The 13,204-nt window shown below is 68.0% G+C and carries 10 protein-coding genes; 4 read left to right on the top strand and 6 right to left on the bottom strand.

Annotated features, from left to right (window positions below):
- Positions 1-30: 30 nt before the first annotated feature.
- From ACLB1G_RS05430 to ACLB1G_RS05415, 4 genes are all read right to left on the bottom strand, one after another.
- Positions 31-2,700 (bottom strand): bifunctional diguanylate cyclase/phosphodiesterase, encoded by a 2,670-nt coding sequence (locus ACLB1G_RS05430; protein ID WP_491626170.1) that lies wholly within the window; start codon positions 2,698-2,700, stop codon positions 31-33.
- A complete protein-coding gene (locus tag ACLB1G_RS05425) occupies positions 2,697-3,125 on the bottom strand; it encodes a type 2 periplasmic-binding domain-containing protein (RefSeq protein WP_491626169.1) in 429 nt (142 codons plus the stop codon). Before ACLB1G_RS05425 ends, ACLB1G_RS05430 begins: the two co-directional genes overlap by 4 nt.
- A gap of 10 nt (positions 3,126-3,135) precedes the next feature.
- Positions 3,136-4,416: a hypothetical protein gene (locus ACLB1G_RS05420; RefSeq protein ID WP_491626168.1), complete on the bottom strand. Its 1,281-nt coding sequence runs from the start codon at positions 4,414-4,416 to the stop codon at positions 3,136-3,138.
- A 295-nt stretch (positions 4,417-4,711) separates the two neighbouring features.
- Entirely contained in the window at positions 4,712-5,599 is an 888-nt protein-coding gene (locus ACLB1G_RS05415; protein WP_491626167.1) for a LysR family transcriptional regulator, read from the bottom strand.
- Between the two features lie 93 nt (positions 5,600-5,692).
- Here ACLB1G_RS05415 and ACLB1G_RS05410 point away from each other — a divergent pair, with 93 nt between their 5' ends.
- A complete protein-coding gene (locus ACLB1G_RS05410) occupies positions 5,693-6,706 on the top strand; it encodes a sodium-dependent bicarbonate transport family permease (protein WP_491626166.1) in 1,014 nt (337 codons plus the stop codon).
- A 24-nt stretch (positions 6,707-6,730) separates the two neighbouring features.
- On the opposite strand, the gene ACLB1G_RS05405 is transcribed toward ACLB1G_RS05410, so the two are convergent.
- The gene (locus ACLB1G_RS05405) at positions 6,731-7,717 is read right to left on the bottom strand and encodes a GlxA family transcriptional regulator (protein WP_491626165.1); all 987 of its coding nucleotides are present in this window, start codon (positions 7,715-7,717) and stop codon (positions 6,731-6,733) included.
- A 123-nt stretch (positions 7,718-7,840) separates the two neighbouring features.
- On the opposite strand from ACLB1G_RS05405, the gene ACLB1G_RS05400 reads away from it, so the two are divergent.
- From ACLB1G_RS05400 to ACLB1G_RS05390, 3 genes are all read left to right on the top strand, one after another.
- The gene (locus ACLB1G_RS05400; protein ID WP_491626164.1) at positions 7,841-8,947 is read left to right on the top strand and encodes an S-(hydroxymethyl)glutathione dehydrogenase/class III alcohol dehydrogenase; all 1,107 of its coding nucleotides are present in this window, start codon (positions 7,841-7,843) and stop codon (positions 8,945-8,947) included.
- A 166-nt stretch (positions 8,948-9,113) separates the two neighbouring features.
- Positions 9,114-10,838: a rhamnogalacturonan lyase B N-terminal domain-containing protein gene (locus ACLB1G_RS05395; protein ID WP_491626163.1), complete on the top strand. Its 1,725-nt coding sequence runs from the start codon at positions 9,114-9,116 to the stop codon at positions 10,836-10,838.
- Between the two features lie 49 nt (positions 10,839-10,887).
- Positions 10,888-11,559: a PEP-CTERM sorting domain-containing protein gene (locus tag ACLB1G_RS05390; protein ID WP_491626162.1), complete on the top strand. Its 672-nt coding sequence runs from the start codon at positions 10,888-10,890 to the stop codon at positions 11,557-11,559.
- Between the two features lie 10 nt (positions 11,560-11,569).
- Here ACLB1G_RS05390 and ACLB1G_RS05385 read toward each other — a convergent pair whose 3' ends face one another.
- On the bottom strand, positions 11,570-12,982 hold the full coding sequence (locus tag ACLB1G_RS05385) for an MDR family MFS transporter (protein WP_491626161.1): 1,413 nt from the start codon (positions 12,980-12,982) through the stop codon (positions 11,570-11,572).
- Positions 12,983-13,204: the final 222 nt, after the last annotated feature.

Here is a 13,204-nt window from a genome sequence, read left to right as displayed (position 1 = left end):
CCCAGGAGGACGCGCCAGCTTGGCAGGCGCTCAGGCCACCAGCCGCGGGCCGGGCGGCGCCAGCACCTTCATCATCGGCGCGCCGGCCACCTGGCGGGCCAGCAGCTGTCCCAGCGCCTCCGGCGGCAGCGGGCGGCTGAACAGGTAGCCCTGCATCTCGTCGCAGCCGTTATCGTGCAGGAAGCCGCGCTGCTGCTCGGTCTCCACGCCCTCGGCAATCACGCGCAGGTGCAGGCGGTGCGCCAGCGCGATGATGGCGCTGGCGATGGCCTGGTCGTCAGCATTGGTGGCCAGGTCGCGCACGAAGGATTTGTCTATCTTCAGGGTACTGATCGGGAAGGACTTGAGCGCCGACAGGCTGGAGTAGCCGGTGCCGAAATCGTCGATCGACAGCGACACCCCCATGTCCTTCAACTGCGCCATCCTGGCCACCGATTTCTGCATGTCGCGCATGATCAGCGACTCGGTCACCTCCAGCTCCAGCCAGCGCGGTTCCAGTCCGCTATGGGCCAGCGCCGCCGCCACCCGCTGCACCAGCTGGGCATCCTCGAACTGACGCGCCGATACGTTGACCGACACCCGCAAGGGCGGCAATCCCGCCTCCTGCCAGGCGCGCGCCTGCAGGCAGGCGCTGCGCAGCACCCACTCGCCCAGCGCCACGATCATGCCGCTCTCCTCGGCCAGCGGAATGAAGCGGTCCGGCCCCACCATGCCATGCTGCGGATGCTGCCAGCGCACCAGGGCCTCGGCGCCGAACATGTGGCCGGTGCGCAATTCCACCTTGGGCTGGTACACGACGCGGAACTGGCCCTGCGCCAGCGCGCAGCGCAGTCCGTCGAGCAGCGCCAGTTTTTCCTCCAGGCTGGCGTTCATCTCCTGGGTATAGAACTGGCAATTGTTCTTGCCGGTTTCCTTGGCCCGGTACATGGCCGAGTCGGCGTTCATCAGCAGGGTGTCGGTGTCGGCGCCATCGCGCGGATAGACGGCCACCCCGATGCTGCAGCTGACCTGCACTTCCTGGCCGCCCAGCTGTATCGGCTTGAGCACGGCCTGGCGGATGCGCTCGATCACGGTGGCGGCCGCGCCATCGGGCTGCTCCGGCAGCACCAGCACGAACTCGTCGCCGCCGAAGCGGCCCACCGTGTCGGCGCCGCGCACGCAGCCGTCCATGCGTCCCGCCACCACCTTCAGCAATTCGTCGCCGGCGTTGTGGCCCAGGCCGTCGTTGACCAGCTTGAAGCCGTCCAGGTCGATGAAAGCCACCAGCACCGCGCCGCCGCTGCGCTGCGCCTGCAGGATGGCCTGGCTCAGGCGATCGGCGATCAGGCTGCGGTTGGGCAGCCCGGTCAGGGTGTCGTGGCGCGCCATGTGCAGCATGCGCTCTTCGGCCAGCTTGCGCTCGGTGATGTCGCGCACGATGGCCACCACCCCGTCCTCGACCCGCACCACCTGCTGGTGCAGCCAGCGCTTGCCGGTGCGGTGCGCATAGTGGTCCCACTCCGCCTCGTGCACGCCGCCGGCCCGGCTGCCGCGCACCAGCAGGTCGAACACGCCGTTGGCGCGCGCCTCCGGCAGCAGGTGCAGCAGCGCCATGCCCTGCAGCTCCTGCTTGCTGTAGCCGGTCATGCGCTCGGCGCGGCTGTTGGCCGCCACCACGATGAAATCGACGATGCGGTCCTGCCCGTCGCGCACCTCGCGCAGCATGAAGAAGGCGTCCATGCTGGCTTCGGAGGCGGCCGCATAGTTCTCCTGCGCGCGCCGCACGCGGCGCCGGTTGCGCGCGCCCTGCCAGGCCCACAGCCACACCAGCCCCGCCAGCAGGACCAGGCCGATGCTGGCGAAGCTCGCTTCCCACAGGCGCGCCCGGCGCTGGCGCTCGAAACCGGCCATCTGCTCGCTCTCGGCCAGGCCCACCTCGATCCGCAGTCCGCTGCCATACAGTTCGCGCGAGGCGCCGTAGCGCCGCACGTAATCCCAGCCGCTCGCTTCCACGCCGGCGCCCGGCCGCGAACGCTCGGACTGGCCGAAGCTGACCTTGTCGCCCACCCGCAGGGAGCGCGCCACGCCGTCGGCGCCCACCACCGCCAGCAGGCCCTGCTCGCCCAGGCGGCCATGCTCGTAGCTGCTGGTGAAATAGGCCGGATCGGCCTCCACGATCACGATGCCGGCGAACTGGCCGCGCGCGTCGTTGAGGCGGCGCGTGAAATGCAGATGCCACTCCAGGTTGGCCTGGTCGCGGCGGGCCTGGCTGACGTAGGTGGCGCCGCTGTCATGGTTCCGGTGGAACTTGAAGTAATCCTGGTCCGCCACCGACAGCGGCAGCGCGGCCGGATTGCTGGCCACGGTGCGACCCTCGCGGTCGACGATGCTGACCACGAACACCACGCCGGGCGGCAGCAGGCCTTCGCGCTGCAGCTCCGGCAGCGCGCCCAGCGCGCCCTTGAGCTCGACCGCGTATTTCAGCACCTTGAGGTTCTGGTCAATGCCGGCCAGGCCGCGCGCCACCTGGGCCTCGTAGGTATCGAGCAGCTCGCGCAGCGAGTCGGCCGCCGCTTCCTGGGCCGTGGCGCGGTCGTTTTCTATCATGTGCCAGGTCAGGCCCCAGATCGCCCCCAGCAGCAGCAGGGAGAACAGCGGCGCCGACACATGGGTGTCGATGCCGCGCCGCAGCCAGCGGCGCAGGCTGTGGAGGGCCCTCATCGCGGCACCAGCACGGTTTTGACGCTGGCGTCCAGCGCCGAGCGGTCGATATAGCCGATCATGCCCGGATTGTCGGCCACCAGCTTGCGCACCGCCGCGCTGCTGGCCACCTCGCGCGGGGGCTGGCCGCGTCCGGTAAACACCATCTTGGTCCAGTGCGCCTTCATCATGGCCGGGGTCTTGCCCGCCACCTTGGCGTAGAACTCGTCGCGCAGCGGATGGCCCACCGGGAGGTCGAGCGCGGCGGCATCCTCGCCGCCGGGAAAGTGGCCGTTCTGGGCCAGGAAGATCTCGGCCACCTGGTCGGCGCGCAGGGCATTGACCGGACTGTGGGCCGAGACCACCACCACCAGGTCGGCGGCTTGCGCCGGCGCCGCCAGCGCAACCAGCAGCGCTGCCGTGGCCAGTAAACGGAGGATACCCATGCCGGCCCCGTCAGAATACGAAGTCCAGCGCCGCGCTCACCACCGCGACCGGACGGCCGGACTGGAACTGCGGCTGCACATTGATGAAAGTGCCGGTCGAGCCGGCGTGCGGCGTGACGCGGTCGGCCTGCAGCTTGAGCGCCAGGTTGCGGCGCCAGTCCCAGCGCACGCCGGCCGCCACCGTGTGCTGGCGCGTGATGCCGGACAGGCCCTGGTTCAGGCCCGCGTTCAGGGCCGCGCCCGCGGCCACCCGCGCGGCCGGCAGCCCGCCCAGGTCCAGGCCCGGGCTGGCGGTTTCCATCCCGGCGCGCGCGGCCGACACGATCAGGTAAGGGGTCAGGTTGCGGTGGCGGTAGCCGGCGCTCAGGTAGCCCGCCAGCTTGTCGCCCAGCATGGAATTGGCAGTCAGGTGGCCCATCTCGCCCATCAGGAACCAGGCGCCCGGATCGTAGCTGAAGCCCAGCGCCGCCATGGTGGTGCGCTTGGCCCGGATCTCGTAGCGTGCCGCCAGCGTCCCGCCCTGCGGGCCGAAGGCGCGCAGGGCGTCAAACAGCTCGTCCATGATGTCCACCGAGAGCACACTCGACAGCACGCTGGCGCGCACGCTCAACTTGTCCCGCGTCAGCGTATGCGACAGTCCCAGCGCGTGGCGGCCGGTGGCGCGCTTGCCGCCGCCCAGCGACACGCTGGTGCGCCCCGCCACCAGCTGGCTTAGCTGGCTCATGCCCATGGCCTGCCAGCGGTAGCCCAGGTCCAGGCCGTCGCTGCGGCCGATGGGGATGGCGTCGTACAGTTCCACCGGCGGCCGCACCCAGGGCAGCGCATAGCCGGCCTTGCGGTAGTCGCCGGACAGGAACAGCGGTATCGCGGCCCGTCCCAGGCGCAGGCTGAGGTCGGGGGTGGCCTGGTACGTCACGTAGGCCCATTCCACGTCGGGCCGGTAGCCACCGTCCAGCTTACGCTCCGCCACCAGCTGCACGGTGGCCGACCAGGCCGGCGCCAGACGCGCATCGGCCTGCAGGCCCAGGCGGGTATCGACGTCCGGGCTCCAGGCCCGGCTGTGGCCGGCGCCGGCCGGATTCAAATAGCTGCCGGTGTAGTCGGCCGCGCGCTCGTTCGAGTGCGCCACGCCCACGGTGCCGAAGCCGCCCACGCTCCAGCCGGCGCCGGGCGTTTCCCCGGCCGCGCCCTGCTGCGCCCGGGCCGCCCCGCCCAGCAGGGCGCAGGCGCACAGGACCAGGCGCGGCCAGGCGCTGGAACGGCGTCGGTGTCGGGTGGCGGGGGTAGGCATGGTCGGTCTTCCTGTCAGTGTGGGCGAGCGGGTCCGCGCGCCACCGGCATCCGGCGCTACTGGGCGGAGTGAATCAGGGGTGAAACTGGGCGCCGTCCTGTCCACTGTCAGGGCTGGCGGCGCGGCGCACAGGTATTGGGTGCGGGTTCCGTATTGCTTTACGGAATGACTGAACTGTACCCCGACTGGGGCCAACTGTCGATAAATTCCAAACGGAAACTAAAATTATTTGTTAGAAAGTGTGAGAATTGGGACGCATGATGCCGTCCTTGCCACAAAAAAGTGGTGCTTCCCGCTATGTTGCCGCAGCGCTCACATGGCGCAGGAACGCCGAGGCAAGCGGCGTAAGCTTCTTCCCCAGCCGATACAGTATCCACCAGCTGCAGCGGATCGGGAAGCCGTCCACATCCAGCACGGCCAGTCCCTCCTCGGCCGGATTGGCGGCCAGGGCATAGCGCGAAATGATGCCCAGGCCCAGGCCCGCCGCGACCGCCTGCTTGATTGCTTCATTGCTGCCGAGCTCCATCCGCACGTCCACCGCCAGGCCCAGCGCGCGCAGGTGCCGGTCGCCGGCCAGGCGGGTGCCGGACCCCTGTTCGCGCAGGATGAAGCGGCTCCCCGCCATGCTGTCCGGCGCCAGGCGCCGCCGCGTGGCCAGTGCGTGGCCACGCTCGGCAATCACCACCAGCGGATTGGCCATCAATTCCTGGCGTTCCAGCGCCATGCCCTCTGGCGGCATGGACATCACATACAGGTCATCCAGGTTCTCGGCCAGGCGCTGGACCACGCGGTCGCGGTTCAACACTTCCAGGGCGATGTCGACCTGGGGATGCGCGGCGCAGAAGGCGCCCAGCAAGCGCGGCACAAAATACTTTGCGGTGCTCACGATCGACAGCCTCAGGCGCCCGCTCTCCACCCCTTTCATTTCGTCAATGGCCTGCTCGAAGCCGGCCCACTCGTTCATCATGGCGCGCGCCGTGCGCGCCAGCGCCTCCCCGGCCGCAGTCAGGTACATCTGCTTGCCCAGCTGCTCGTAGAGCGGCACGCCGACCGCGTCGGACAGCTCGCGCAGCTGCATGGAGGCGGTGGGCTGGGTGACGTGGCAGGCGCGCGCGGCGGCGGTCACGGAACGCAGCTCGGCAAAGGCAAGGAACAGGCGCAGTTGGCGAAAGGTGGCATTCATAGTATTTTATCTATGGATCGAATTTGAATAATCGATTTTTCTTTATATCCGCCCGAGGGTAGCATGAGGGTCCGATTGTTTCCATACAAAAATATGCATAACTTCCTCGATCCAGCCATCCTGTTCTTCGCCTTCGGCATCCTGGCCGGCTGCCTGAAATCCAACCTCGAGATTCCGCCGCAGATCTCGCGCTTCCTGTCGCTGTACCTGCTGATGGCGCTGGGGCTGAAAGGCGGCTTTGCCTTGTCGCAGTCCGGCCTCAACCGCGACGTGGCGCTCAGCCTGGGCGCGGCAGTCCTGCTGGCGCTGGCGCTGCCCTTGATTGCGTATTCCCTGCTCAAACGGGTTACCGATGGCTACAATGCGGCGGCGGTGGCGGCCACCTACGGGTCCGTCAGCGCGGTGACCTTCATCACCGCGACCCAGTACCTCGACAACCACCAGATTGCCTACGGTGGCCACATGGCGGCCGCCATGGCGCTGATGGAGTCGCCCGCCATCGTCATCGCCGTGCTGCTGGCCCATGCGCTGCGCCGGCCGGCGCCGGCCGCCGCGCTGCCGGCAGGCGGCGGCAGCATGGCCCTGGCCGGCATGGCCGGGGCCGGCGGCCCGTCGCCGGACCTGCGCAAGCTGCTGCGCGAATCGCTGACCGATGGCACGCAACTGCTGCTGATCGGCGCCATGGTGGTCGGCCTGGCCACCGGCGAGGCGGGCAAGGCGGCGCTGGCGCCGTTTTCCATCAACCTGTTCAAGGGAATGCTGGCATTCTTCCTGCTCGATATGGGATTGCTGACCGCGCGCAACCTGGGCAATGTGCGCAGCCAGTCGCCCTGGCTGCTGATGTACGCCGTGGCCGCTCCCCTGGCGCATGCCTGCGCGGCGCTGGCGCTGGCCAAAGTGCTGGGCCTGTCGGTCGGCAATTGCGCCCTGCTGATGGTGCTGGCGGCCAGCGCTTCGTATATCGCGGTGCCGGCCGCCCTGCGCCATGCCGTCCCTGAGGCCGACCCGTCCATCTATTTCAGCCTGTCGCTGGGCGTCACCTTCCCCCTGAACATCCTGCTGGGGATACCGCTGTACATGCATGCCGCCACCCGCCTGCTGGGGTGACGGCGGTCCCGGGCGGCCAGCGCACTATTGCCCCACCCCGGTGGTGGCGAAACGCTCGCGGTACAGGCGGGGGGTGATCCCCAGCCGCTTCTGGAACACGCGCCGCATCTGCGCTTCGTCGGTGAAGCCGCTGCGGGCCGCCACCGCCTTCATCGGCAGCGCCAGGTCGGCCAGCAGCCGGCTGGCCGCCTCGAAGCGGCCGCGTTCGATGAATTCCTGCGAACTGACGCCCACCTCCTGCTGGAACACCCGGGTGAAATGGCGCTCGCTCATCATGGCCTTCTGCGCCAGCTGGGCCACCGTCAGGCGCTGCTGCAGGTTGTCCAGTATCCAGGCCTGCAGTTCGCGGATGCCGGGACGGGCCGTCTTCTGGCTCATCAAATGCGAGCTGAATTGCGACTGCCCGCCGGGCCGCTTGAGGTAGACCACCATCTCGGTGGCCACCTCCAGCGCCAGCTCGCGCCCATGGTCCTCCTCCACGAAGGCCAGCGCCAGGTCGATGCCGGCCGTGACCCCGGCCGAGGTCCACAGGTTCCCGGCCCGCACGAAGATGGCGTCCGCATCCACCTCGATGCCAGGGAACTCCTGCTGCAGCCGCGCCGCCACGCCCCAGTGGGTGGTGGCGCGCTTGCCGTCCAGGGCCCCGGCCGAGGCCAGGAAAAAGGCGCCCGAGCACAGCGCCGCCAGGCGCCGGATGCGCGGCCAGGCCTGCCCCACCCAGGCCGTGATGCCCGGCGCCGCCGCCAGCGCGGCCTCGATATGGCGGGCGCCGACGATGATCACGTCGTCCGGCAGCGCCAGCGGGCTGAGGACCTTGGTGGCCTGCAGCGACATCATGGTGTCCGAGGCCACCGCCCCCGCCGCCGTGGCGGCGATGCGCACGTCATAGCCATCCGGCTGGCCGCGCCGGCGCAGGTGCAGGTTGGCGTATTCGAACACGGACATGGGGCCGATGGCCTCCAGGGCCTTGAAACCAGGGTAGACGACGATATCGATGGTGCGCGGCTGCATGCGGTAGGGGATGGTGAAAATCCGGTCATTATCGCAGCATATCCGGCCACGCGCAGGCGCGCCCGCCCCGGGATGGCCGTGGAAACGGCACAATCGGCGCTTTTACCGCACAAAGGAGCGCGCATGAAAACCAAAGCAGCCGTGGCCTGGCAGGCCGGCCAACCGCTGACCATCGAAGAAGTCGACCTGGCCGGCCCGCGCGAGGGCGAGGTGCTGGTCGAGATCAAGGCCACCGGCATCTGCCACACCGATTACTACACCCTGTCCGGCGCCGACCCGGAAGGCATCTTCCCCGCCATCCTGGGCCACGAGGGCGCCGGCGTGGTGGTGGACGTCGGCCCCGGCGTGAAAAGCCTGAAGAAGGATGACCACGTCATCCCGCTGTACACGCCGGAATGCCGCCAGTGCAAATTCTGCCTGTCGCAGAAGACCAACCTGTGCCAGGCCATACGCTCGACCCAGGGCCGTGGCCTGATGCCGGACGCCACCAGCCGCTTCTCGCTGGACGGCAAACCGATCTACCACTACATGGGCACCTCGACCTTCTCCAACTACATCGTGGTGCCGGAAATCGCGCTGGCGAAAATCCGCTCCGATGCGCCGTTCGACAAGGTCTGCTACATCGGCTGCGGCGTCACCACCGGCGTGGGCGCCGTGCTGTTCACGGCCAAGGTGGAAGCGGGAGCCAACGTGGTGGTGTTCGGCCTGGGCGGCATCGGCCTGAACGTGATACAGGCCGCGAAAATGGTGGGCGCCGACAAGATCATCGGGGTCGATATCAACCCGGCCCGCGAAGCCATGGCGCGCCAGTTCGGCATGACCCACTTCATCAATCCCAAGGAGGTGGAAAACGTGGTCGACACCATCATCGGACTGACCGATGGCGGCGCCGACTACAGCTTCGAGTGCATAGGCAACACCACCACCATGCGCCAGTCGCTGGAGTGCTGCCATAAGGGCTGGGGCCGTTCGATCATCATCGGCGTGGCGGCGGCCGGGCAGGAAATCTCCACCCGCCCGTTCCAGCTGGTCACCGGACGCAAGTGGGAAGGCTCGGCCTTCGGCGGCGCGCGCGGCCGCACCGACGTGCCGAAAATCGTCGATTGGTACATGGAGGGCAAGCTCAATATCGACGACCTGATCACCCACCGCCTGCCGCTGGAGCGCATCAACGAAGGCTTCGACCTGATGAAAACCGGGGAATCGATACGCTCCGTGGTCCTATACTGATTTTGATATCGGTCGGCGCGCGGCCGCAACGCGCGCTGCTCAACTCCGTGATTTATTGGCCATTGTTGCAGGTAGCCGGTTGACCGCCCGGGCTGGAAATATCAATACTGGCCTGGCGTTATCGAACGCACAAAAAAACATACCAATAAATCACGGAGACGACAACATGACCTCATGGACTCTGCGCGCCCTGTGCCTGGGCGCGGCGGGCACCCTATTGCTCGCCGGTTGCGGCGGCAACCTCGACGCCAACACTTCCTCCACTTCCGCCAAGCTGCTGGCCACCACGGCCGACACCAGCACCTTCGGGCTCAGCTCCGATACCAACTTCTACACGGTGGACACGGGCGCCGGCCTGGTGTTCAAGATACGCCGCACCGACAATGGCGTGAGCACCCAGTCGGCCGGCGACATCGCCTCGCTGGTGTACAACGGCGTGCAGTACCAGGACCAGTCGCGCGGCAGCCAGCTCAACTCCGGCTTCGACTACCTGTACAGCGGCGTCTCGGCCGTCACCGTGACCGCCGCCACCGTGGGCACCGACTATATCAAGGTCACGGTACAGGCCGGGAACCTGACCCACTACTACATGGCCAAGAAGGGCGAGCCCAGGATCTACATGGGCACCTACTTCACCACCGAGCCGGACACACTGAACCTGGCCCGCTTCATCGTGCGGGTGCCGATCGCCGCCCTGCCCAACGGCCCCACCCCGTCCGACATCCGCAACAATACGGGCGCCATCGAATCGAGCGACATCTTTGGCCTGGCCAACGGCCAGACCCGCTCCAAGCACTATTCCAACCAGCGCCTGAAGGACTGGAGCTATATCGGCGCCACCAGCAGCACCGCCGGCCTGTGGATAGTCCGCGACAACAACGAGGGCAACTCGGGCGGCCCGTTCTACCGCAGCCTGCTCAACCAGGGCACCGACACCAACCAGGAAATCACCTACATCATCAACTATGGCGAGGGCCAGACCGAGGCCCTGCGCACCGGCATCCTCAATACCTACACCATGGTGTTTACCAATGGCGCCGCGCCCGGCGCGGTGGACACGTCCTGGTTCTCCGGCATGGGCCTGACCGGCTACGTGGCGCCGAATGCGCGCGGCGCCGTGGCCGGCGTGGGCATCAACGGCCGCGACACCAACTACACCTACACGGTGGGACTGTCCAACAGCAAGGCCCAATACTGGACCACGGCGGCCGCCAGCAACGGCTATTTCAACCTGGGCGGCGTCATCCCCGGCACCTACACCATGACGATCTACAAGAACGAGCTGGCGGTGGACACCCGCAGCGTCACCATCTCCGCCGGCGGCACCACCGCGCTCAACACCATCACCATCACGGGCGACCCCAGCGCCACCGCCGCACAGTGGCGCATCGGCAACTGGGATGGTTCGCCGGCAGAGTTCCTGAACGGCGACAAGGTCACCAGCATGCATCCGTCCGACGTGCGCATGGCGTCCTGGACCCCGGGCGACTTCATCGTCGGCAGCTCGTCCGCCGCCACCGGCTTCCCTGCCTACCAGTGGAAGGATATCAACGGCAACATCGTGATCCGCTTCAACCTGACTGCCGCCCAGGTCAAGGCCTACACCCTGCGCGCCGGCATCACCACCGCCTATGCCGGCGGCCGGCCCAAGCTGACCGTCAACAGCTGGACCTCGTCCAATCCGTCGCCATCGACCCAGCCCAGCACGCGCAGCCTGACGGTGGGCACCTACCGTGGCAACAACACCACCTACAGCTTTGCCGTGCCGGCCAGCGCCTTCGTGGCCGGCACCAACGTCGTGACCCTGACCGCCATCAGCGGCAGCGGCGCGTCGCAATACCTCAGCGCCGGCTATGCGTATGACGCGGTCGACCTGATCCCCACCCCTTGATGCAACCCGGGCCGGCGCCCCGCCGGCCCATCCCACCGATAGGAATAAAATGAAACACGCACTGACCCGATGCGCCCTGGCCATCGCCGCCGCCGGCGCCCTGCTGGACGCCAGCGCCGCCGTGAACGTCACCACCGGCACCACGCCCCTGGCCGCCTACAGCAACCGCGCCGATTTCGAACTCAACAGCACGGTTGCGACCAGCTACACGGAAAACGGCCTGCTGTTCAACATCGTCAACGGCGTCGCCGCCGACAGCACCAACGGCTGCGGCTTTGGCGGCCTCGATTGCTACGACAACGTCAGCAGCGAGATCAGCTCCGCCTTTGCCGGCAATTACTTCGCCGCCTCCGGCAACAACGCCTACATCAGCATCGCGCTGGCCAGCGGCCGCGACTTCCAGGCCATCCAGTTCGCGGTGGCTTCCGGCTACCTGACCGCAAACGGCTACTGGCAGACCTATAACGACGGCGTGCTGACCGGCAGCGGCAACCTCACCGGCGGCAACGGCACCCTGCTCAGCCTGGCGGACGCCAGCGGCATCGACGAAGTGCGCTACTACTCCTTCGCCACCGCCAACAAGAGCAGCGGGTGGAGCGCGCCCGACATCGACGCCGTGCGCGTCTCGGCCGTGCCGGAACCGTCCACCTGGGGCATGCTGGCCGCCGGCCTGGGCTTGCTGGGCTGGATGCGCCGCCGCGGCGGCTCACGCCAGGCTTGAGGCGGCAAGCCTAGGCCGCCGGCCTGCGGGCGACATGGTCGCCCGCGCCATCGGCCAGCTTCCAGGCATCCCACAGGCCCGCAAGACTGGCGGCCGCCACCAGCACGAAGGCCAGCCGGAATTCCAGCGCCGGCACCGCCTCCCATCCGGCCTGCGCCGTCAGCCACTGCCCCAGCCTCACCCCCACCGCGCCCAGCGCCACGCCCAGTCCCATGGCCACCTGGAAGGCGGTGCTGAACAGGGTATTGGCGGCCGCCATGCGCGCCTGCGGCATGTCGGCAAAGGCGATGGTGTTCAAGGCCGTGAACTGCATGGAGCGGGTCAGCCCGCCCACAAACAGGACCAGCACGATCACCCACAGCGGCGTGGCCGGGGTCAGCAGGCAGCATGCAAACAGCGCAGCCACGTTCACCAGGCCGTTCACCAGCAGCACGCGCTTGAAGCCGTAGCGGCGCAGGATGGGCGTGGTGGCCGGCTTCATGCCCAGGTTGCCGGCAAAGACGGCGATCACCAGCAGGCCGGAATGAAAGGCGTCCAGGCCGAAGCCGACCTGGAACATCAGCGGCAGCAGGAAGGGCACGGCGCCGATGGCCATGCGGAACAGCGAACCGCCATGGATGGTTACGGCAAAGGTGGGGATGGCCAGCGTATCCAGGTCGATCAGCGGGTGGGCGGCGCGCCGCCAGTGGCGCACGGCGCATGCCAGCAGCGCCAGTCCGATGGCCAGCAGCGCGAGCGCCACGCTCCACGGCGCCTGCGGGTGGCTGAGCAGCTCGGACGCCCAGGTCAGGCCCAGCACCGCGCCACCACCCAGCGCGAAGCCGGGCCAGTCGAACGGACGGCGTTCGGCTTTCATCCCTGGCGGCACCAGCCACCAGGCCAGCGCGAAAGCGATTACGCCCAGCGGCAGGTTGAGGTAGAAGATCCAGCGCCACGAGGCATGGCTGGCGATGTAGCCGCCGATGGGCGGCCCCAGCACCGGCGCCACCAGGGCCGGCCAGGTCAGGGTGGCGATCACCGCCATCAGCCTGTCCTTGGGCGTGTTGTTGAGCACCACCAGCCGCCCGACAGGCACCATCATGGCCCCGCCCGCGCCCTGCAGGGCGCGCAGCAGCACGAATTCGGCCAGGCCGTCCGCCATCCCGCACAGCACCGAGGCGATGGTGAACACGGCCAGCGCGGCCGCGAACACCTGGCGCGCACCGTAGCGCTGCGCCACCCAACCGCTGACGGGGATGAACACGCCCAGGGTCAGCAGGTAGGCGCTCACGCCCACGCCCAGGTCCAGCGGCAGCACGCCAAAGGAGCGCGCGATATCGGGTACCGCCGTGGTGATCACGGTGCCGTCCAGGTTTTCCATGAAGAAGGCGGCGGCCACCAGCAGGGCCAGCCACAGGCTGCGGCGCGAGGGGGAAGCGGTCATGGTTTCGGCATAAGAGGACGTTTCAACATGGGCGTGGCCAGGCGCAGCTCCGAACACAGTGCACTTGCACGGCGAGGAGCTGCAACGACACCATGGTCATGTTGAAACGTCCTCTGATTGCAACGGAAGCAAGCCTGACATTATAGAACGGTGCCACCAGCCACGCTGGCCGTGCTAGTATCCCGCAGCGCCCGGCTACCGCCAGGTCTGGTTGCTAAAAAT

Source organism: Duganella kummerowiae (assembly GCF_053572355.1).
Note: the sequence above shows the minus strand (reverse complement) of the source record. Positions and strands in the feature narration are given on the sequence as shown.

Excerpts from the sequence above, each read along its gene's own strand:
- ACLB1G_RS05385 (WP_491626161.1), bottom strand. The coding sequence starts at position 12,982 with ATGACCGCTTCCCCCTCGCGCCGCAGCCTGTGGCTGGCCCTGCTGGTG.
- ACLB1G_RS05420 (WP_491626168.1), bottom strand. The coding sequence starts at position 4,416 with ATGCCTACCCCCGCCACCCGACACCGACGCCGTTCCAGCGCCTGGCCG.
- ACLB1G_RS05400 (WP_491626164.1), top strand. The coding sequence starts at position 7,841 with ATGAAAACCAAAGCAGCCGTGGCCTGGCAGGCCGGCCAACCGCTGACC.
- ACLB1G_RS05415 (WP_491626167.1), bottom strand. The coding sequence starts at position 5,599 with ATGAATGCCACCTTTCGCCAACTGCGCCTGTTCCTTGCCTTTGCCGAG.
- ACLB1G_RS05425 (WP_491626169.1), bottom strand. The coding sequence starts at position 3,125 with ATGGGTATCCTCCGTTTACTGGCCACGGCAGCGCTGCTGGTTGCGCTG.
- ACLB1G_RS05410 (WP_491626166.1), top strand. The coding sequence starts at position 5,693 with ATGCATAACTTCCTCGATCCAGCCATCCTGTTCTTCGCCTTCGGCATC.
- ACLB1G_RS05430 (WP_491626170.1), bottom strand. The coding sequence starts at position 2,700 with ATGAGGGCCCTCCACAGCCTGCGCCGCTGGCTGCGGCGCGGCATCGAC.
- ACLB1G_RS05390 (WP_491626162.1), top strand. The coding sequence starts at position 10,888 with ATGAAACACGCACTGACCCGATGCGCCCTGGCCATCGCCGCCGCCGGC.
- ACLB1G_RS05395 (WP_491626163.1), top strand. The coding sequence starts at position 9,114 with ATGACCTCATGGACTCTGCGCGCCCTGTGCCTGGGCGCGGCGGGCACC.
- ACLB1G_RS05405 (WP_491626165.1), bottom strand. The coding sequence starts at position 7,717 with ATGCAGCCGCGCACCATCGATATCGTCGTCTACCCTGGTTTCAAGGCC.